16 protein-coding genes are annotated in these 17797 nt (G+C 62.8%); 11 read left to right on the top strand and 5 right to left on the bottom strand.

From position 1 onward, the window contains the following. Positions 1 to 60: 60 nt before the first annotated feature. Positions 61 to 1884 (bottom strand): glutamine--fructose-6-phosphate transaminase (isomerizing), encoded by a 1824-nt coding sequence (glmS, locus tag NKH13_RS21025; RefSeq protein WP_352720947.1) that lies wholly within the window; start codon positions 1882 to 1884, stop codon positions 61 to 63. Between the two features lie 227 nt (positions 1885 to 2111). On the opposite strand from glmS, the gene NKH13_RS21020 reads away from it, so the two are divergent. Then, positions 2112 to 2465 (top strand): ADP-ribosylation/crystallin J1, encoded by a 354-nt coding sequence (locus NKH13_RS21020; protein WP_352720998.1) that lies wholly within the window; start codon positions 2112 to 2114, stop codon positions 2463 to 2465. Between the two features lies 1 nt (position 2466). Here the strand turns inward: NKH13_RS21020 and glmU are convergent, their stop codons facing one another. Continuing rightward, positions 2467 to 3828, bottom strand: coding sequence for a bifunctional UDP-N-acetylglucosamine diphosphorylase/glucosamine-1-phosphate N-acetyltransferase GlmU (glmU, locus tag NKH13_RS21015; RefSeq protein WP_352720944.1), 1362 nt, complete (start codon positions 3826 to 3828; stop codon positions 2467 to 2469). A 130-nt stretch (positions 3829 to 3958) separates the two neighbouring features. Continuing rightward, positions 3959 to 4906, bottom strand: coding sequence for an AraC family transcriptional regulator (locus tag NKH13_RS21010; protein ID WP_352914186.1), 948 nt, complete (start codon positions 4904 to 4906; stop codon positions 3959 to 3961). A 129-nt stretch (positions 4907 to 5035) separates the two neighbouring features. Between NKH13_RS21010 and NKH13_RS21005 the strand changes: the two genes are divergently transcribed. Next, positions 5036 to 5929 (top strand): SDR family oxidoreductase, encoded by an 894-nt coding sequence (locus tag NKH13_RS21005; RefSeq protein WP_352720941.1) that lies wholly within the window; start codon positions 5036 to 5038, stop codon positions 5927 to 5929. A 66-nt stretch (positions 5930 to 5995) separates the two neighbouring features. On the opposite strand, the gene NKH13_RS21000 is transcribed toward NKH13_RS21005, so the two are convergent. After that, the gene (locus NKH13_RS21000) at positions 5996 to 6742 is read right to left on the bottom strand and encodes a cytochrome c biogenesis CcdA family protein (protein WP_352720938.1); all 747 of its coding nucleotides are present in this window, start codon (positions 6740 to 6742) and stop codon (positions 5996 to 5998) included. 222 nt (positions 6743 to 6964) lie between these two features. On the opposite strand from NKH13_RS21000, the gene NKH13_RS20995 reads away from it, so the two are divergent. The 9 genes from NKH13_RS20995 (at position 6965) to rpmG (ending at position 16661) form a co-directional block, all read left to right on the top strand. Further along, entirely contained in the window at positions 6965 to 7342 is a 378-nt protein-coding gene (locus NKH13_RS20995) for a COG4315 family predicted lipoprotein (protein WP_352914183.1), read from the top strand. A 448-nt stretch (positions 7343 to 7790) separates the two neighbouring features. After that, positions 7791 to 10406: a type I DNA topoisomerase gene (gene topA / locus NKH13_RS20990; RefSeq protein ID WP_352914181.1), complete on the top strand. Its 2616-nt coding sequence runs from the start codon at positions 7791 to 7793 to the stop codon at positions 10404 to 10406. A 6-nt stretch (positions 10407 to 10412) separates the two neighbouring features. Further along, complete coding sequence (rnr, locus tag NKH13_RS20985; protein WP_502908355.1) at positions 10413 to 12719, top strand: ribonuclease R; 2307 nt, start codon at positions 10413 to 10415, stop codon at positions 12717 to 12719. Further along, the gene (locus NKH13_RS20980) at positions 12719 to 13171 is read left to right on the top strand and encodes a DUF983 domain-containing protein (protein ID WP_352720935.1); all 453 of its coding nucleotides are present in this window, start codon (positions 12719 to 12721) and stop codon (positions 13169 to 13171) included. Before rnr ends, NKH13_RS20980 begins: the two co-directional genes overlap by 1 nt. A 73-nt stretch (positions 13172 to 13244) precedes the next feature. Then, positions 13245 to 13979, top strand: coding sequence for an NUDIX hydrolase (locus tag NKH13_RS20975; protein WP_352720934.1), 735 nt, complete (start codon positions 13245 to 13247; stop codon positions 13977 to 13979). A gap of 16 nt (positions 13980 to 13995) precedes the next feature. Beyond that, positions 13996 to 15171: an MFS transporter gene (locus NKH13_RS20970; RefSeq protein ID WP_352667885.1), complete on the top strand. Its 1176-nt coding sequence runs from the start codon at positions 13996 to 13998 to the stop codon at positions 15169 to 15171. 110 nt (positions 15172 to 15281) lie between these two features. Next, entirely contained in the window at positions 15282 to 15743 is a 462-nt protein-coding gene (locus NKH13_RS20965; RefSeq protein ID WP_352720932.1) for a YqfO family protein, read from the top strand. Between the two features lie 51 nt (positions 15744 to 15794). Continuing rightward, on the top strand, positions 15795 to 16163 hold the full coding sequence (locus NKH13_RS20960) for a YybH family protein (RefSeq protein ID WP_352720930.1): 369 nt from the start codon (positions 15795 to 15797) through the stop codon (positions 16161 to 16163). A gap of 330 nt (positions 16164 to 16493) precedes the next feature. After that, positions 16494 to 16661, top strand: coding sequence for a 50S ribosomal protein L33 (gene rpmG, locus NKH13_RS20955; protein WP_006201775.1), 168 nt, complete (start codon positions 16494 to 16496; stop codon positions 16659 to 16661). A gap of 68 nt (positions 16662 to 16729) precedes the next feature. On the opposite strand, the gene NKH13_RS20950 is transcribed toward rpmG, so the two are convergent. Then, positions 16730 to 17797 carry an ABC transporter ATP-binding protein gene (locus tag NKH13_RS20950; RefSeq protein ID WP_352914176.1) on the bottom strand — a complete coding sequence of 356 codons (1068 nt, stop codon included), beginning with the start codon at positions 17795 to 17797 and terminating at the stop codon, positions 16730 to 16732.

Here is a 17797-nt window from a genome sequence, read left to right as displayed (position 1 = left end):
TGCAGCGCGACACTACTGAACCCGAAGGCGCTTTGGAATGGCGAAGTTTTTAAACGAGACCTATTCCACCGTTACCGATTTCGCCAGGTTGCGAGGCTGGTCGACGTCCGTGCCCATGAACACGGCGGTGAAGTAGGCGAGCATCTGGATCGGCAGCGCGTAGATGATCGGCGAGATGATTTCCGGCACGTCCGGCAAAACGATCGTCTCCATCGTCTTCACCGTAGCGTGTGCCGCGCCCTTGCCGTCGGTGATCAGGATGATCTTGCCGCCGCGCGCCGCCACCTCCTGCATGTTCGACACCGTTTTTTCGAAGATGCGGTCATGAGGGGCGATGACGATTACGGGCATGTTCTCGTCGATCAGAGCGATCGGCCCGTGCTTCAGCTCGCCGGCGGCATAGCCCTCGGCATGGATATAGGAAATCTCCTTGAGCTTCAGCGCGCCTTCCATGGCCAGCGGAAAATTGGTGTCACGACCGAGATAGAGCACGTTTTTGTAGTGCGAGAGGTCGCGCGCGATCTTTTCGATCTGTCCGTCGAGCTTCAGCACCTGGTTGGCATAACGCGGCGCTTCCGACAGCTCGCGTATCAACGTTTTCTCCTGCTCATGCGAAATCGTTCCGCGCGCCACGCCCGCCCGCACCGCCAGCGAGGCCAGCACGGAAAGCTGGCAGGTGAACGCCTTGGTCGAAGCGACACCGATCTCCGGGCCGGCCAACGTCGGCAGGATGACGTCGGATTCGCGCGCCATGGTCGATTCGCGCACATTGACGACCGCCCCGATCTTCATGCCGGCCTTGCGGCAGTAGCGTAGCGACGCCAGCGTGTCGGCGGTCTCGCCCGATTGTGAGATGAAGAAAGCGGCATCAGTCTTCGACAGCGGCATCTCGCGGTAACGGAACTCCGAGGCGACATCGATGTCGACCGGCAGCCGCGCATAGCGCTCGAACCAGTATTTGCTGATCAGCCCGGCGAGATAGGCGGTGCCGCAGGCCGAGATCGCCAGCCGGTCGATCTTGGCGAAATCGAACGGCAGGTCGAGCGGCTTCGAGACGCCGCCCACGAAATCAACATAATGCGCCAGCGTGTGCGAGATCACTTCCGGCTGTTCATGGATCTCCTTTTCCATGAAATGGCGGCGGTTGCCTTTGTCGACCATGAAGCTCGTGCTGAGCGACTGTTGGCGTTTGCGGTCGACCTTGTTGCCGCCCATATCGAAGATATCGACCTCGTTGCGGCGCACCACCGCCCAGTCGCCGTCTTCCAGATAGGTGATCGAATTGGTGAAAGGGGCAAGCGCAATGGCGTCGGAGCCAAGGAACATCTGGCCGTCGCCATGACCGACGGCGAGCGGCGGGCCGTTGCGGGCTCCGACGATCAGATCCTCGTCGCCCTTGAACATGATGGCGAGCGCAAAGGCGCCTTCCAGCCGCTTCAGCGCCTGGTGCGCCGCCTCAACCGGCTTCAGCCCCTTGGCCAGTTCGCGCGCCACCAGATGCGCGACGACTTCGGTATCGGTCTGCGAGGCGAAGCTGTAGCCGTCGCGCATCAGCTCGTCGCGCAATTCGGCGAAATTCTCGATGATGCCGTTATGGACGATGGCGACGCCGTCGGAAAAATGCGGATGCGCATTGCTCTCGTTCGGAACGCCATGCGTGGCCCAGCGCGTGTGGCCGATGCCGATCATGCCGTCGAGCGGTTCGTCCTTCAGCCGGCGCTCGAGATTGACCAGCTTGCCCTCGGCGCGGCGGCGGTCAAGCCTGCCGTGCTCGATCGTGGCGACGCCGGCCGAGTCATAGCCGCGATATTCGAGCCTTTTCAACGCATCGACGATAAGCGGCGCGACCGGCGAGTTACCGACAATTCCAACGATACCGCACATGGCGCTTGCCCCCGATTCCGACCTCAAACCCGGCGCTATTTAGAGACTGCCGGGCTGCCGCGAAAAATCACATTCCATTTCGTCCGGTATCAGCCGGACTATCCTGCACAGATGCACCATGACAGGGCCCACTTGCAATCAGGTTACTGCAATTGCTCAGTTTCTCCGCTTATGTATCCTATCTCGGCTCAACGGCTCCTGAAATCAGTCAAAGACACGATGCGGCTATGAACGAACGAATTGAGACGGTGACGCTTTGGCGTCCGGTTGGGCCACGCGAACTGGAGTTGATCCAGAAGTCAGGGATGCGCGCCTTTCCGCCTCGACTCGCCGATCAGCCGATCTTCTATCCGGTTACAAGCGAGGCCTATGCCACCCAGATCGCCCGGGACTGGAACGTGCCCGCGAGCGGATCAGGTTTCGTGACGCGTTTCGAGGTGCGTCGCAGCTTTCTGAACCGCTACAGCGTCCAGCATGCCGGCAGCCGGGCGCATCTGGAATACTGGATCCCGGCCGAAGACCTGTCCGCCTTCAACGATGCAATCGTCGGCCAAATTGAGCTTGTCGCCGAGTTCCGTTAGGCTAGCCTTTTTTGCGGGCCGCCGCGGCCGAAGCAAAACGCTCGCGCAACTCCTTGCCCTTGCCGGGCAGCGTCCGCTGGCGGGAGCGGCCGAAAGCCAGCGCATCGTCGGGCACGCTTTCGGTGATGACGCTGCCCGAAGCGATGTAGCCGCCCTTGCCGATCGACACCGGCGCCACCAGCGAGGAGTTCGAGCCGATGAAGGCGCCCTCGCCGATATCGGTGAAGAATTTCGAATAGCCGTCATAATTGCACGTGATGGTGCCGGCGCCGATATTGGCGCCCGCGCCGATGCGGGCATCGCCGATATAGGTCAGGTGATTGACCTTGGCGCCCTCCTCGACGATCGCCTGCTTTACCTCGCAGAAATTGCCGACCTTGGCTTTGTTTCTCAGATCGGCCCCGGGCCGCAGCCGCGCGAACGGCCCGACATCGCAATTCGACGCGATGGTGGCGCCTTCGATATGGCTGAAGGCATGGATCTTGGCGCCCGTGGCGATTTTCACGCCCGGCCCGAACCAGACATTGGATTCGACGATCGTATCGGCACCGATCTCGGTATCGTGCGAGAAGAACACGGTTTCAGGCGCAATCAGCGTCACCCCGGAAAGCATCGCTTCATGGCGTCGACGCGTCTGCCAGATACCTTCCGCCTGAGCAAGCTCGGCACGGTTGTTGATGCCGAGCGCGTTCTCGAAACTGGCTTCGGTGGCGACCACATCAAGTCCCTGCGCAGCCGCGATCTCGACGATATCGGTGAGATAATACTCGCCCTTGGCGTTCTTGCTGCCGACTTGATCGAGCAGCATCAGCGCATGCCTGCCAGCGACCGCCATCAGCCCGCCATTGCAAAAGGTGACTTTCTTCTCCTCGTCCGAGCAGTCCTTCTCCTCGCGTATGGCGACGAGCTTGCCGGCCTTTTCGATAAGCCGGCCGTAGCCCGAAGGATTTTCCGTACGGAAGCCGACCACGACGACGGCCGCACCTTCCGCCAGCTTCAGCCGCGCCGCCGCGAGCGCTTCCGGATCGATCAACGGCGTGTCGCCAAACATCACTAAGATGTCGTCATAACCCTTTGATATTGCTGCGCGTGCGGCAAGCACGGCGTGCGCGGTGCCGAGACGTTTTTCCTGAACGAAAGCCTCGGCCTTCGGCGCAAACTTGAGTGCGGCCTTGCGCATCTCATCGGCGCCATGGCCGATCACCAGCGCCAGATCGCCGCTGCCGGCGGCTTCGGCCGCCTTGACGACATGGGCAACCATCGGCAGGCCGGCGATTGTGTGCAGCACTTTCGGCACTACACTCTTCATGCGCGTGCCTTCGCCAGCGGCGAGGATGATGGACAGGCAGGATCTCTGGCTCATGGGGACAGCAACCGTTGAAAGGGGTCTGGAATCGAAGCGTTAGTAGCACCGGCGCCATGCTGCACCAATGCGGTTAAATTCCGGTGAGGCGTGGAACCTCCTACCCGCGACACGCCCAAGCCCGATCGGCTCAAGCGGCTTCCGGCTCGTTACGCGATGCGAAGACGGGAGTTCGGCCACGGCTATATTGCCGCGGCGAACAGTTCATGACCCGCTTGAAGGCTGTGCTGAACGCGCTTTCGGATTCGTAGCCGAGCGACAGCGCGATGACGGCGACGGGATCGCTGGAATTCGTCAGCCGGTCGCCGGCCAGCAGCATTCGCCAGCGCGTCAAATAGTCCATCGGCGACGCGCCGACCGTCTCCTTGAATCTGAGCGCAAAGGTCGATCGCGACATGCCGGCCCGTTCCGCCAGCTCCTGTAACGTCCAGCCATGTGCCGGATCGTCATGCATGGCGCTGATCGCCGCGCCGATCTGTTTGTCCGCCAGGGCAAAGAGCCAGCCGATGCCACCTTTCAATCCTTCTGAAAGATGCAGCCGCAACGCCTGAACCAGCATCATGTGGGCGAGGTGCTGGATCACCAGAAAGCCGCCCGGCTGCGGCTCGCGCAGCTCTTGCATCATCCGCTCCACCGACCAGCGCAGCGCCGACTGGTCCGACTCTTTGCGGATATGCACAATGGCTGGCAGCATCCGCAACAGGATGCCGGCATGATTGCCGCCAAGCGCGAAGCGGCTGCTGACCAGAAAGAAATCACCACCGCCATTGTGGGTCACGACACCGCCGGCTCGCGCAGGCGGAAAAATCTTGACGGCTTCAACAGGCGTCAAGCTCATGTCGCTTGCAAGGCGGAAAGGCCATCCACTCGGCAGCAGGAAGCAGTCTCCCGTCTCAAGGCGCACTGCGTCAGCAACGCCCTCCACAGATAGCCAGCAACGGCCGGAGACCACCGCTCCGGTCTTGATGCTTTGCTGCTGGTCGGGGAACTGGATCGACCATTCACCACCAGCATCGAAACCGGCCGACATATAGTTTCGCGGCTTCAGCAGCGAGAGCACATCTGAAAGGGGATCCACAGGTCATTCCGGACGATTGCGAAGACAATACGGACTTTACCGCATAGATCGTATTTTCTCAAGCGCCTATCACGACACAACTGGGCCGCGAGCATGGTCGTGGTCAGAAATGAACAAGGAGAAGTCGTGATGCGTGTTTTCGTTACCGGAGCGACCGGATTCGTCGGTTCTGCCGTCGTTCAAGAACTCATCGGCGCCGGCCATCAGGTGCTCGGCCTCGCCCGCTCGGAGGCGTCGGCCAAGTCGCTTGCCGCCGCCGGAGCCGAGGTGCATCGAGGTGACCTCGAAGACCTCGAAAGCCTCAGCAGCGGCGCAGCAGCAGCCGACGGCGTGATCCATACCGGCTTCAACCACGACTTCTCGAAATTCGCGCAAAACTGCGAGATGGACCGGCGCGCCATCGAGGCCTTGGGCGGTGCACTCGAAGGCTCCGAGCGGCCCCTGCTCGTCACCTCCGGAACCGCGCTCCAGGCGCGCGGCCGTACAGCGACCGAGGAAGATGCGCCTGTTCCCGCTTCCGCCTCATATCCCCGCGCCTCCGAAGCGACAGCCGCCGCGCTGCCGGCACGCGGGGTGCGCGCGTCGGTTGTCCGCCTTCCGCCGTCGGTCCATGGCCAGGGCGACCACGCCTTTGTTCCTATTCTCATCGACCTTGCTCGCAGGAAGGGCGTGTCGGCTTATGCCGGCGAAGGGCTCAATCGCTGGCCCGCCGTGCATCGGTTCGATGCCGCTCGCGTTTACCGGCTTGCGCTCGAGCATGGAGCCGGTGGCGGGCGATATCACGCGATCGCCGAACAAGGCGTGCCGTTCAAGGACATCGCCGGCGTGATCGGCAGGCGCCTGAACGTGCCGGTCGTCGCCAAGTCCGGGGAAGAAGCCGCCGATCATTTTGGCTGGTTCGCGATGTTCGCGGCGATGGATGTCCCGACCTCGAGCGAACGGACTCGCGCGCTGCTGGGGTGGGCGCCGAGCGGACCCGGGCTCATCGCCGATATCGACCAGCCGGGCTATTTCGAAGGTTGAACGGACCACGTAGCTGCGGTGCCTTGCGCCGCAGCTACGGCCTCGCGCTTGGGCCGGGCGGCGAACCTAGCCCAATTGCCCCAGCACCGGAAAATTCTCGAGCAGCCAGTATGACACCGTCTGCACGCCGCCGGTCAGGAAAAACACGCCGGCGACCACCAACAGCGCGCCGATGGCTTTTTCGACGCGGCCGAGATGGACGCGGAATTTTCCGAGAAAGCGCATGAAGGCGCCGGAAAACAGCGCAGCGATCAGGAACGGTATGCCGAGGCCGAGCGAATAGGCGGCAAGCAGCAGCGCGCCCTCGCCCACCGTCTCGCGGCCGCCGGCAAGCGTCAGGATTGGCCCCAGCACCGGGCCGATACAGGGCGTCCAGCCAAAGGCGAAGGCCAAGCCCATGACGTAAGCGGCGATCAGGCTGGCCGGCTTGCCTTGTGACTGGAAGCGCGCCTCGCGTGAAAGCAAAGGGATGCGCAGCACGCCGAGGAAATTCAGCCCCATCAGGATGATCAGCACGCCGGCCGCCATTGCCAGCGGCTCCTGCCAGACCCGCAGCAGATGGCCGATGGTCGAGGCGCCGGCGCCGAGCGCGACGAAGACGGTCGAGAAGCCGAGCACGAAGGCGATGGAGGAATTAACCAGCGCGCCTCGCGCACCGGCCTTTGCCGCAATGCCGGCCTCGCCGCGGAAATCGTCGACCGACACGCCGGCCATATAGCACAGGTAAGGCGGCACCAGCGGCAGCACGCAGGGTGACAGGAACGAAATTGCTCCCGCCCCGATCGCACTGACATAGCCGACGTCCAATGCCATTTCCGTCTCCAGATGACTGCGCAGCCATATAGCCGCGACAACGGCCGTCCGCCAATCACCATCGCGTGGCCCATCACGTGGTCCCCGTTACTATCGCGTGGCAAGTCGTCGCCCTCGCCTGATCGACGGGAAAGCAGCCCGGGAAGAAAGGGCCGCCAGGCAGCGTTGATCACAACGAAGCCGCGGTTCCGCGCGCTTTTCGAACGATCCAGGGAGAAGTCCATGAAAACGATCGCAATTGGCATGGCCGCGCTTTTGCTCGGCACTGCCGCATCCTTCGCCGCCGAGGCGTGGAAGGAAGCGGAGGTCGGCGGCACCAAGATCTACACCGATGCCAGCGGCATGACGCTCTACACCTACGACAAGGACGAGGCCGGCAAGTCGAACTGCTACGACAAATGCGCCGCCAATTGGCCGCCGCTGAAGGCTGACGCCAACGCCAAGGCCGAGGGCGAATGGACGATCGTCGACCGCACCGACGGCACCAGGATGTGGGCCTACGAAGGCAAGCCGCTCTACACGTTCAGCAAGGACAAGAAGGCCGGCGCCGGAGCCGGCGAGGGTGTCGGCGGCGTCTGGCATATCGCCAAGGCCGACTAAGCCTTGAGCTTCTGATCCGCTGTAACAGGCGGTAACACGGCTGGTCGCCGGGAACTTGACCCAACCGCCCCGGCGGCCAGCTTTTCAGCACGCCAGTTCCTTGCGACTGTCCGAGCAAAATGCCGGGCTACCGATTGCGCGCTTCACAGCATCTGTTCAAGCAGGGCTGGCGCGTGCTCGATGTTTCTCTTATATCCGCGGGAGAGTTTGTCCCGTTCTCCAGGATCAATTGCCGGGTTTGTTCAGCGATAGGCTGGCCATTTCCCTTGTCCAGGATTGCGGAAAATCGCATGGCGCGCCGTTGGGTTGCGCATTCGGTACAGGGCCGCATTTTGACTGCTTGGCCTTGACCGGATGCAAAAGCGCGGCCATGTGAGCGACACATTGAACGAGATTTCGTCGCGCGCAGCGGAATTCTTCTGCCGCATCACAACTGATATGAGACCGTATGGACGTCGTCGTCGTCGAATCGCCGGCCAAGGCGAAGACAATCAACAAGTACCTCGGCAAGAACTACAAGGTTCTGGCCTCGTTTGGCCATGTCCGCGATCTGCCGGCCAAGGATGGCTCGGTGCGTCCGGACGAGGACTTTGCCATGTCCTGGGCCGTCGACACCGCGTCTGGAAAGCGTCTCGCCGATATCGCCAAGGCGGTCAAGGACGCCGACGGGCTGATCCTCGCCACCGATCCGGACCGCGAGGGCGAAGCGATCTCCTGGCATGTCCTGGAAGTGCTGAAGCAAAAGCGCGCGCTGAAGGACAAGCCGGTCAGCCGCGTCGTCTTCAACGCCATCACCAAGGCGTCGGTGCTGGAGGCGATGGCCAATCCGCGCCAGATCGATGCGCCGCTGGTCGATGCCTATCTCGCCCGCCGCGCGCTCGACTATCTGGTCGGCTTCACGCTGTCGCCCGTGCTGTGGCGCAAGCTGCCCGGCGCCCGCTCCGCCGGCCGCGTCCAGTCGGTGGCGCTACGTCTGGTCTGCGACCGCGAATCCGAGATCGAGCGCTTCATCCGCGAGGAATACTGGCAGGTCGCCGCCATTCTCGGTACGCCGCGCAAGGAAAATTTCGAGGCGCGGCTGACCGCCTTCGAGCGCAAGAAGCTGCAAAAGCTCGACATTTCCAACAAGGCGCAGGCCGACGACATCAAGGCGATGCTCGAAGGCGCCAGCTTCAAGGCAGTGTCGGTCGAAGCCAAGCCGACCAGGCGCAATCCCGGCCCGCCCTTCACCACCTCGACGCTGCAGCAGGCAGCCTCATCGGGTCTCGGCTTTTCGGCCAACCGCACCATGCAGGTGGCGCAGCGGCTCTATGAGGGCATGGAGATCGGCGGCGAGACCACCGGCCTGATCACCTATATGCGAACCGATGGCGTGCAGATGGCACCGGAGGCGATCTCTGCCGCACGCGATGCGATTGCCAAGGAATTCGGTGCCAAATACCTGCCTGAAAAGCCGCGCGTCTATTCCGCCAAGGCCAAGAATGCCCAGGAAGCGCACGAAGCGATCCGTCCGACTGATTTCATGCGCACGCCGGCTTCCGTCAGGCAGTATCTCGACGCCGACCAGGCGCGGCTTTACGAGATGATCTGGAAACGCGCCATCGCCAGCCAAATGCAGCCGGCCGAGATCGAGCGCACCACGGTTGAGATCGAGGCCATCAACGGTTCGCGTACCGCCGAGCTTCGTGCTGTCGGCTCGGTTGTTCGTTTCGATGGCTTCCTTGCCGCTTACATCGAGCAGAAGGAAGAAGATTCGGAAGACGAGGAAAGCCGCCGCCTGCCCGAGATCCGTGCCGGCGAGCAGCTCACCCGCGAGGCGATCAACGCCACCCAGCACACCACCGAACCGCCGCCGCGTTATTCGGAAGCTTCGCTGATCAAGAAGCTGGAAGAGTTGGGCATCGGCCGGCCGTCGACCTATACGGCGATCCTGAAGACCCTCGAGGATCGTGACTATGTCACCATCGACAAGCGCAAGCTGGTGCCGCAGGCCAAGGGCCGGCTATTGTCGGCCTTCCTCGAAAGCTTCTTCGAGCGTTATGTCGAGTACGACTTCACCGCTTCGCTGGAGGAAAAGCTCGACGAGATTTCCGACGGCAAGCTCGCCTGGAAGGACGTGCTGCGCGATTTCTGGAAGGATTTTTCCGGCGCCGTCGCCGACATCAAGGAGTTGCGCGTCACTGACGTTCTCGATGCGTTGAACGAGGAACTGGCGCCGCTGGTGTTTCCCGCGCGGGAAGACGGTTCGAACCCGCGCATCTGTCCGAAATGCGGCACCGGCAACCTGTCGCTGAAGCTCGGCAAGTTCGGCGCCTTCGTCGGCTGTTCGAACTATCCCGAATGCTCCTTCACCCGCCAGCTCGGCGACGCCGCCAATCCCAATGGCGAGAACGGCAATGGCGAAGACGGCACCAAAGTGCTCGGCAAGGACCCCTATACCGCCGAGGAGATCACGCTGCGCAATGGCCGGTTCGGCCCCTATATCCAACGCGGCGACGGCAAGGATGCCAAGCGCTCCAGCCTGCCCAAGGGCTGGACTGTCGATTCGATCGATCACGAAAAGGCGCTCGCCCTGTTGTCGCTGCCGCGCGACGTCGGCAAGCATCCGGAATCGGGCAAGATGATTTCGGCCGGGCTGGGGCGCTACGGGCCGTTCGTGCTGCATGACGGCACCTACGCCAATCTCGACAGCATCGAGGACGTGTTCTCGATCGGCCTCAATCGCGCCGTCTCGGTGATCGCCGAAAAGCAATTGAAGGGCAAAGGCGGCCGCAATGGCGGCACAGCCGCTGCGCTCAAGGAACTTGGCGAACATCCTGCAGGCGGCGGCAAGATCGTCGTGCGCGACGGCAAATACGGGCCTTATGTGAATTTCGGCAAGGTTAATGCGACGCTGCCGAAGGGCAAGGATCCGCAATCGGTGACGATCGAGGATGCGGTGGCGCTCATTGCGGAAAAGGAAGCCAAGGGCGGCAATGGCGCCAGGAAGCCCTTCCGCAAAGCGGCCGCGCCTGCGAAGAAACCGGCTGCGGCCAAAAAACCGGCGGCCAGGAAAAAGGGATAGGACGGGTTGGCGCGCAAAGTCTCCGGAAGAAGCCACGGCGATCTGCGCACCGCCGATACCCGTGCCAAGGTCAGGGACAATTACCGGCCTTCACGCGACGAGATACTGCGTTACATCGCCGAAAATCCGGACCGCGCCGGAAAACGCGACATCGCCAAGGCGTTTGCGCTGCGCGGCGAAGACCGTATCTGGCTGAAGGACGTCTTGCGCGACCTGCAGGATGAAGGCCTGCTGACCAAGGAGCGCAAGCGGCTTGCCCGCGTCGGCACCCTGCCCCACGTCGCGGTGCTCGACATCTTCGGCCGTGACGCCGATGGTGTGCTGCTGGCGCACCCGACCGAAGCCGTGGGCAATGGCGAACCTCCGGTCATAGCGATCCGCGTGTCGCGCGGCGGCAATGGCCCGACGCCGGGCATCGGCGACAGCGTGCTGGCCAAGACCTTTCCGACCGACGATCCGGCAGGCCCGGCCTATACCGGCCGGGTAATGAAGATATTCGAGAAGCGCACCGATGCGGTTCTCGGCGTTTTCCGTGTGCTGAAGGACGGCACGCTCCGCATCGAGCCGGTGGAAAGGCGCCAGCCGGAGCTGGTCGTCGACAAGGAATTCCAGAACGGCGCCAAGAATGGCGACCTGGTCGAGGTCGAGCCGGCGCGGGCCTCCCGCTACGGGCTGCCGAGAGCCAAGGTTCTGGCGGTGTTGGGGTCGCTGACCAGCGAAAAGGCGGTCTCGATGATCGCCATCCACGCACATGACATTCCCCATATTTTTCCCGCGGACGTCATCGCCGAGGCGGAGGCGGTCAAGCCGGCGACGCTTGCCGGCCGCGAGGATTGGCGCGAGCTGCCGCTGCTCACCATCGATCCGGCCGATGCCAAGGATCATGACGACGCGGTGTTCGCTATGCCCGACACCGACGAGAAGAACGCCGGCGGCGTGGTTGTCACCGTCGCCATTGCCGATGTCGCTGCATACGTGCGCTATGGCACGGCGCTTGATCGCGAAGCGCTGAAGCGCGGCAATTCGGTCTATTTCCCCGACCGAGTCGTACCAATGCTGCCGGAACGCATCTCGAACGACCTCTGTTCGCTGCGCGAGGGCCAGGATCGTCCGGCAATTGCGGTGCGTATGACTTTCTCGGCCGATGGTCACAAACTCAGACACTCATTCCATCGCATCATGATGAAGTCGGCGGCGAAACTCGCCTATCAGCAGGCGCAAGCGGCGATCGACGGCGCACCGGACGACACGACTGGCCCGATCCTCGATGCGGTGCTGAAGCCGCTATGGGACGCCTACGCGATCCTGAAGCGCGGCCGCGACACGCGCCAGCCGCTCGAACTCGATCTGCCCGAGCGCAAGATCCTTCTCAAGCAGGACGGCACCGTCGACAAGGTCGTCGTGCCGGAGCGGCTCGACGCGCACAAACTGATCGAAGAGTTCATGATCCAGGCCAATGTCGCCGCCGCCGAGACGCTGGAGGCGAAGCGGCAGGCGCTGGTTTACCGCATCCACGATGCGCCTTCGCTCGCCAAGCAGGAATCGCTGCGTGAATTCCTGCAGACGCTCGGCCTGTCGCTGGCGCGCGGTGCACAGATGCGGCCGAACCAGTTCAACGGCATCCTCGCTCGCGTGCGCGGCGCCGACAATGAGGGGCTGGTCAACGAAGTGGTGCTGCGCTCGCAGAGCCAGGCCGAATATTCGCCCGCCAATATCGGCCATTTCGGCCTCAATCTTAAGCGCTACGCGCATTTCACCTCGCCGATCCGCCGCTATGCCGACCTGATCGTGCATCGTGGGCTGATTGCCGCACTCGGCCTTGGTCCGGGCGGCCTGACGAAGGACGAGGCGGAACGGCTGGAAGAGGTCTCGGCGCTGATTTCGGCGACCGAGCGGCGCGCGATGGCCGCCGAGCGCGACACGGTCGACCGGCTGATCGCCGCCTATCTCGCCGAGCGGATCGACGACCGTTTCGACGCCCGCATCTCGGGCGTCACCAAATCGGGCCTGTTTGTCCAATTGCCACAGTATGGCGCGGATGGATTCATTCCGGTTTCAACCCTGGGCGGCGACTACTATATATACGACGAAACTGCTCGATCGCTTTTCGGAGAACGCACCGGCAAGGGCTATCAGCTTGCTGATCGCGTCGAGGTTCGCCTGATCGAGGTGGCGCCGATGGCCGGCGCGATGCGTTTCGAGATGCTGACCGAGCCAAAGCCGCTGCCCGGCTCCAAACGGTCGTTCCACAAGGCCAAAGGCCGCGCCCGAGCGTCGCAATCGCGTCCAGGCTCGCGCGGCAGGAGACGGTAATGCCAACAGAACTGCAGGTGGAAGAACGGGGTTTCGGCGGCGAACATCACTCGGGCCGGACCGCCCGGCCGCTATGGACGGCAATGAAGCGCGGCATGCTCGGCCGCTGCCCGCATTGCGGCGAGGGCAAGCTGTTTCGCGCCTTCGTCAAAACCGTCGACAAATGCGATCATTGCGGCGAGGAGCTCCACCACCATCGCGCCGACGACCTGCCGGCCTATCTTGTGGTGGTCATTGTCGGCCACATCGTGCTCGGCGCCTTCATGGGTGTCGAGGCGACCTCGACGCTGTCGACCTGGCAGCACATCGCCATCTGGGTGCCATTGACCATCATTCTCGCCGTCGTCCTGCTGCAGCCGGTCAAGGGCGCTGTCATCGGCCTGCAATGGGCGTTTTATATGCACGGCTTTGGCGGTGAAGAAGATCTGATCGAGTCGCATCCCGAGGCTTGAAACCGAGGCTGGCGCAAATCGGCATGGCTGAACGCCACTTTCGCATCGGAGAAGATTCCGCTAGGTCGAGCGCATGGACGTTGTGACCAAGGCGGAAGTCGACAAGGTTGAGCGGGTCGCGCTCGAGGCCAAGCCTATACGCCCGCGCGACGCCGCGACGCTGATCCTGCTCGACCGCAAGGGCGATGAGTTCCTGGTGCTGATGGGCCGGCGCCACGCCCGTCATGCCTTCATGCCGGGAAAGTTCGTGTTTCCGGGCGGCCGCACCGATCCGGCCGACAGCCGCATCCCCGTAGCCAGCGCACTTCATCCCGAGGACGAAGCGAGGTTGACCGCCGGCAGCGGCCGCACCAGCCCTGTCCGCGCCCGCGCCATTGCTCTGTCGGCAATCCGCGAAACCTATGAGGAGGCCGGCCTGCTGATCGGCCAAAAAGGCGCCTTCGCGAGCGCCAAGCGCGACTGGCAGGGCTTTGTCGAGTACGGCGTCATGCCGTCGCTGCAAGCGCTGCGCTTCATCGCCCGCGCCATCACACCGCCCAATCGGGTGCGCCGCTTCGATACGCGCTTTCTCGCCGCATGGCGCGACGACGTCGCCGTGGAGCTGCCGGATGGCGGTCCGACCGACGAGTTGGAGGACGTCGTTTGGCTGCCGCTGGCCAAGGCCAGGCAAGCCGATATTCCAGACATCACGCGCACGGTCCTGGAGGAGCTGGAAACGCGGCTCGCTCGGGATCCGCTGCTGAGCCCCGGCGGTCCCGTGCCGTTCTACCGGCTTGTCCGCAATCGCTTCGTCCGCGAAATTCTCTAGAGCAGCCAGGCATTTCATGACAGTGGATACCCAGCGAGAGGTCGAGGAACGCGTACACTGGCTGCCGATGGTTGCGGCGATCTCGTCGATCAGCGTCGTCGGCATTGCCATCGGCCTCGGCATGCCACTGCTCAGCGTGATCCTGGAAACGCGTGGCCACTCCGCGTCGATGATCGGTCTCAACACCGCGGTCGCCGGCCTCGCGTCGATCGCCGGCGCGCCGCTCGCCACCCCACTCGCCATGCGGTTCGGGGTCGCCTGGACGATGCTTGCCATGATTGCGGCCGGGGCGCTGGCCTTTGTCGGTTTCCATTTCGCACCAGCCTTCTGGATGTGGTTTCCGTTGCGCGTGCTCCTGCATATCGCGCTGACGGTGCTGTTCATCCTGTCGGAATTCTGGATCAGCACCTCGGCGCCGCCGCACCGACGCGGCCTCGTCCTCGGCATCTATGCCACAGTGCTGTCACTCGGCTTTGCCGCCGGGCCATGGCTGTTCGCTCATCTCGGCAGCAGCGGTTTCCTGCCCTTCGGCGTCACCATCGCGCTGGTAACGCTGGCTGCCATACCGGTTCTGGCGGCGCGCAACGAAAGCCCGACGATCGTCTCCGACGGCGAAACCAGCAATTTCCTGCGTTACATCTGGCTGGTGCCGACGGCGACCGCCGCCGTGCTGGTGTTCGGCGCGGTCGAGACCGGCGGCTTTGCCCTGTTCCCGGTCTACGGCAACCGCATCGGCTACTCCGAAGCGGACGCAGCCCTGTTGCTCACCATGATCGGCCTCGGCAACGTGCTGTTGCAAATCCCCATCGGCATGATCAGCGACCGCGTCAGCGACCGCCGCTATCTGCTGATGGCCTGTGCCACTGTCGGGCTTGCAGGCACGGTCTTCATGCCGTTCTTCGCGCAGAACTGGCATTTGATGGCAGCGCTTCTGTTCGTCTGGGGCGGTGTGGTCGCTGCCATGTACACAATCGGTCTGGCGCATCTCGGCTCGCAGCTTTCCGGCCACGAATTGGCCTCCGCCAATGCCGCCTTCGTGCTTTGCTACGGTGTCGGAATGGTGCTTGGCCCGCAGGCAATCGGCATCGGCATGGACGCTTTCGGGCCGTCGGGCTTCGGTTGGGCGCTCGGCCTGTTCTTCGCCTGCTATATCGTGCTGGTCGGCACCAGGCTGCTCCGCAAAATCCTCTGAGCAGGCCCCGCTGCCGACATCACTCCCACTGCTGACCAACTACTGACACAACCATGTCAGGAGGGCTCGAGTATATGCTCCCTCAAAGTGCATAAGCAGGGAGACCTCGGATGATCGACAGTGGCTTTGAAACGAAATCGCTGCGGATGGAATTGCTGCTGCTGGTGACCTTTCAGGCACCGGCAGCCGATGTCGACCGCATTATGGAGGCGGTCGTCGCGATCGCACCGCTCAGAATGGGCAAATATGACAGCAATGCCTTTCAGTCGGCGGACGGCATCGAACGCTACCGGCCACTTGAAGGTGCCGCCGCCGGCGCCGAAACGGAATTACGCATGCGGCCGGGCACTGTCGAGGTGTCGTTCGAACTGCCTGACGACCAGAAGCTCGCCGCTCGCGTCGTCGAAGCGATTTACCAGGTTCACAGCTATCAGGAACCGGTGATCCGCATTCAGCCACTGCTTGCCAGCCGCTCCAAGGGTCTCGACGATCGCACCAACCCGAACCGCTGGTGGAACACGACGGGAGATTGGAAGAAGGCGATGCGGCCGGAAACCGTCGCGGCGGAGTGACCGGAATCTGGTCGTATCTCGGTTTGAATTTGGCTGTCAGGAAGCCTGCCAATGAATGATGAAGCAAACCGCAAACCGGCAAGCGATCCCCAGGACCTGGCGCGGCTATTGGTTTCTCGCGAGCAAGCGGGAGACGCGGAAGGAATGGCTGCTCTTTACGAACCCGGTGCCGTCCTCGATACCGGCAACGGACAGTTGGCCTGCGGCAGAGACGCCATCAGCCGATTTTACGCCAAGTTGGTGGCAGCGGGACGAAAGTTTGATCTCGGAGATCAGCGTCCGACTATCATCAACGGGGATTTGGCGCTTACGTCCACGCGCCTTGCCGATGGCACCGTGACTGCGGAAATCGCTCGCCGGCAAAGTGACGGGAACTGGCTTTGGGTGATCGATCAGCCGTCCATCGCTCGATACTCATAGCCAGCATTCAAACTGAGACGCCACCCGGAGCCTGCTTAGGACGGCCGAAGGCACACAGGAGCCTCCCGCGGCCGTCGGCAGCCAATCAAGTTGTCGGGTTTTGGTAGCACATCAATTGTCCGCTTCATCCCCAGCCTCCATCGGCTGGCAATAAACCCGGACAACTCATGTGCTACCTAATCCGGACAACTCATCTGCTTACGACACAGAACCTGGACAAGGGTTGACTTTCCGGGCGCGTTCTTTATGTGTCGCGGCAAGTTTCCCGCGTCCGGGTGTTTCCCCGTGCTCCAGCGGCCAAAACTCCACGAACATTAACGGACGAACATCATGGCCAAAGCCGCAAACATCAAGATCAAGCTTCTGTCGACCGCCGACACCGGTTTCTTCTACGTGACCAGCAAGAACAGCCGCACCAAGACGGACAAGCTGTCGTTCCGCAAATACGATCCGGTCGCCAAGAAGCACGTCGAATTCAAGGAAACCAAGATCAAGTAATCGGGTTTTCTCTCGCAGTACCGAATCGCCGCCCTCCGGGCGGCGTTTTTCGTTTCGGGAATACAGGACTAGCCGATGCGACCGCCGCTAGCCGGATCGAACAGATGCAGCGATGCCGGATCAGCCGACAGGCGCACGGCCTCACCCGGCTTCACGCTGGCCCGGCCCATGGCAAACACGCAGACCTGCTGGCCGGCAAGCCTGGCATAGAACTGGGTCGACAGGCCGAGCGGCTCCACGACACCCACCTCGCCTTTCAGCGGGCCATTATTGGCGAGCCGGATATGCTCGGGCCGCAAGCCGACGGTGATCGCATCGCCATCCCTGAGCGGCAGGCCGTCCGGCAGCCTCAGCTTCTGGCCGTCGGCCAGGATGGCATCCGGCTTGGCGCCCTTTTCAACCACGGCAGGCAGAAAATTCATGCCGGGCGAGCCGATGAACCCGGCGACGAACATGTTGACCGGCCGGTCGTACAGATCGAGCGGCGCACCGACCTGCTGGACGAGGCCGTCATGCATGACGACGATGCGGTCGGCCATTGTCATTGCTTCGGTCTGGTCGTGGGTGACATAGACCGAAGTGGTCTTCAGTTGCTGGTGCAGCGCCTTGATCTCGGCGCGCATGTGGACGCGCAGCTTGGCGTCGAGGTTCGAAAGCGGCTCGTCGAAGAGAAAGACCTTCGGGTCGCGCACGATGGCCCGTCCCATGGCGACGCGCTGACGCTGGCCGCCGGACAATTGCCGCGGCAGGCGCTGCAGAAGCGCATCGAGCCCGAGCCGCTTGGCAGCACTGTCCACCCTTGCATCGATCGCCGGCTTGCCGGCCTTCCTCAGCATCAGGCTGAAACCCATGTTTTTCGACACGTCCATGTGCGGATAGAGCGCGTAGGACTGGAATACCATGGCAATGTCGCGGTCCTTTGGCGCGATGTCGTTGACTAGGCGCTCGCCAATATGGATCTCCCCGTCGGAGACTTCCTCCAGCCCGGCGATCATGCGTAGCAGGGTCGATTTCCCACAGCCGGACGGGCCGACCAGAACGACGAACTCACCGTCGGCGATTTCGAGATCGACCGCGTGCAGGACGCGCACGGCTCCATAGTCTTTGCGGACTTTGTCGAGTGTGACGGAGGCCAT

Origin of the sequence: Mesorhizobium sp. M1348 (genome assembly GCF_040317925.1) — a bacterium.
Lineage (GTDB): Bacteria > Pseudomonadota > Alphaproteobacteria > Rhizobiales > Rhizobiaceae > Mesorhizobium.
This window is presented reverse-complemented; position numbering and strand designations above follow the sequence as displayed.

Coding starts and splice junctions, on each gene's coding strand:
- glmS (WP_352720947.1), bottom strand. CDS start 1,884: ATGTGCGGTATCGTTGGAATTGTCGGTAACTCGCCGGTCGCGCCGCTT.
- NKH13_RS21020 (WP_352720998.1), top strand. CDS start 2,112: ATGAACGAACGAATTGAGACGGTGACGCTTTGGCGTCCGGTTGGGCCA.
- glmU (WP_352720944.1), bottom strand. CDS start 3,828: ATGAGCCAGAGATCCTGCCTGTCCATCATCCTCGCCGCTGGCGAAGGC.
- NKH13_RS21005 (WP_352720941.1), top strand. CDS start 5,036: ATGCGTGTTTTCGTTACCGGAGCGACCGGATTCGTCGGTTCTGCCGTC.
- NKH13_RS21000 (WP_352720938.1), bottom strand. CDS start 6,742: ATGGCATTGGACGTCGGCTATGTCAGTGCGATCGGGGCGGGAGCAATT.
- NKH13_RS20995 (WP_352914183.1), top strand. CDS start 6,965: ATGAAAACGATCGCAATTGGCATGGCCGCGCTTTTGCTCGGCACTGCC.
- topA (WP_352914181.1), top strand. CDS start 7,791: ATGGACGTCGTCGTCGTCGAATCGCCGGCCAAGGCGAAGACAATCAAC.
- NKH13_RS20980 (WP_352720935.1), top strand. CDS start 12,719: ATGCCAACAGAACTGCAGGTGGAAGAACGGGGTTTCGGCGGCGAACAT.
- NKH13_RS20975 (WP_352720934.1), top strand. CDS start 13,245: ATGGACGTTGTGACCAAGGCGGAAGTCGACAAGGTTGAGCGGGTCGCG.
- NKH13_RS20970 (WP_352667885.1), top strand. CDS start 13,996: ATGACAGTGGATACCCAGCGAGAGGTCGAGGAACGCGTACACTGGCTG.
- NKH13_RS20965 (WP_352720932.1), top strand. CDS start 15,282: ATGATCGACAGTGGCTTTGAAACGAAATCGCTGCGGATGGAATTGCTG.
- NKH13_RS20960 (WP_352720930.1), top strand. CDS start 15,795: ATGAATGATGAAGCAAACCGCAAACCGGCAAGCGATCCCCAGGACCTG.
- rpmG (WP_006201775.1), top strand. CDS start 16,494: ATGGCCAAAGCCGCAAACATCAAGATCAAGCTTCTGTCGACCGCCGAC.
- NKH13_RS20950 (WP_352914176.1), bottom strand. CDS start 17,797: ATGGCCTCCGTCACACTCGACAAAGTCCGCAAAGACTATGGAGCCGTG.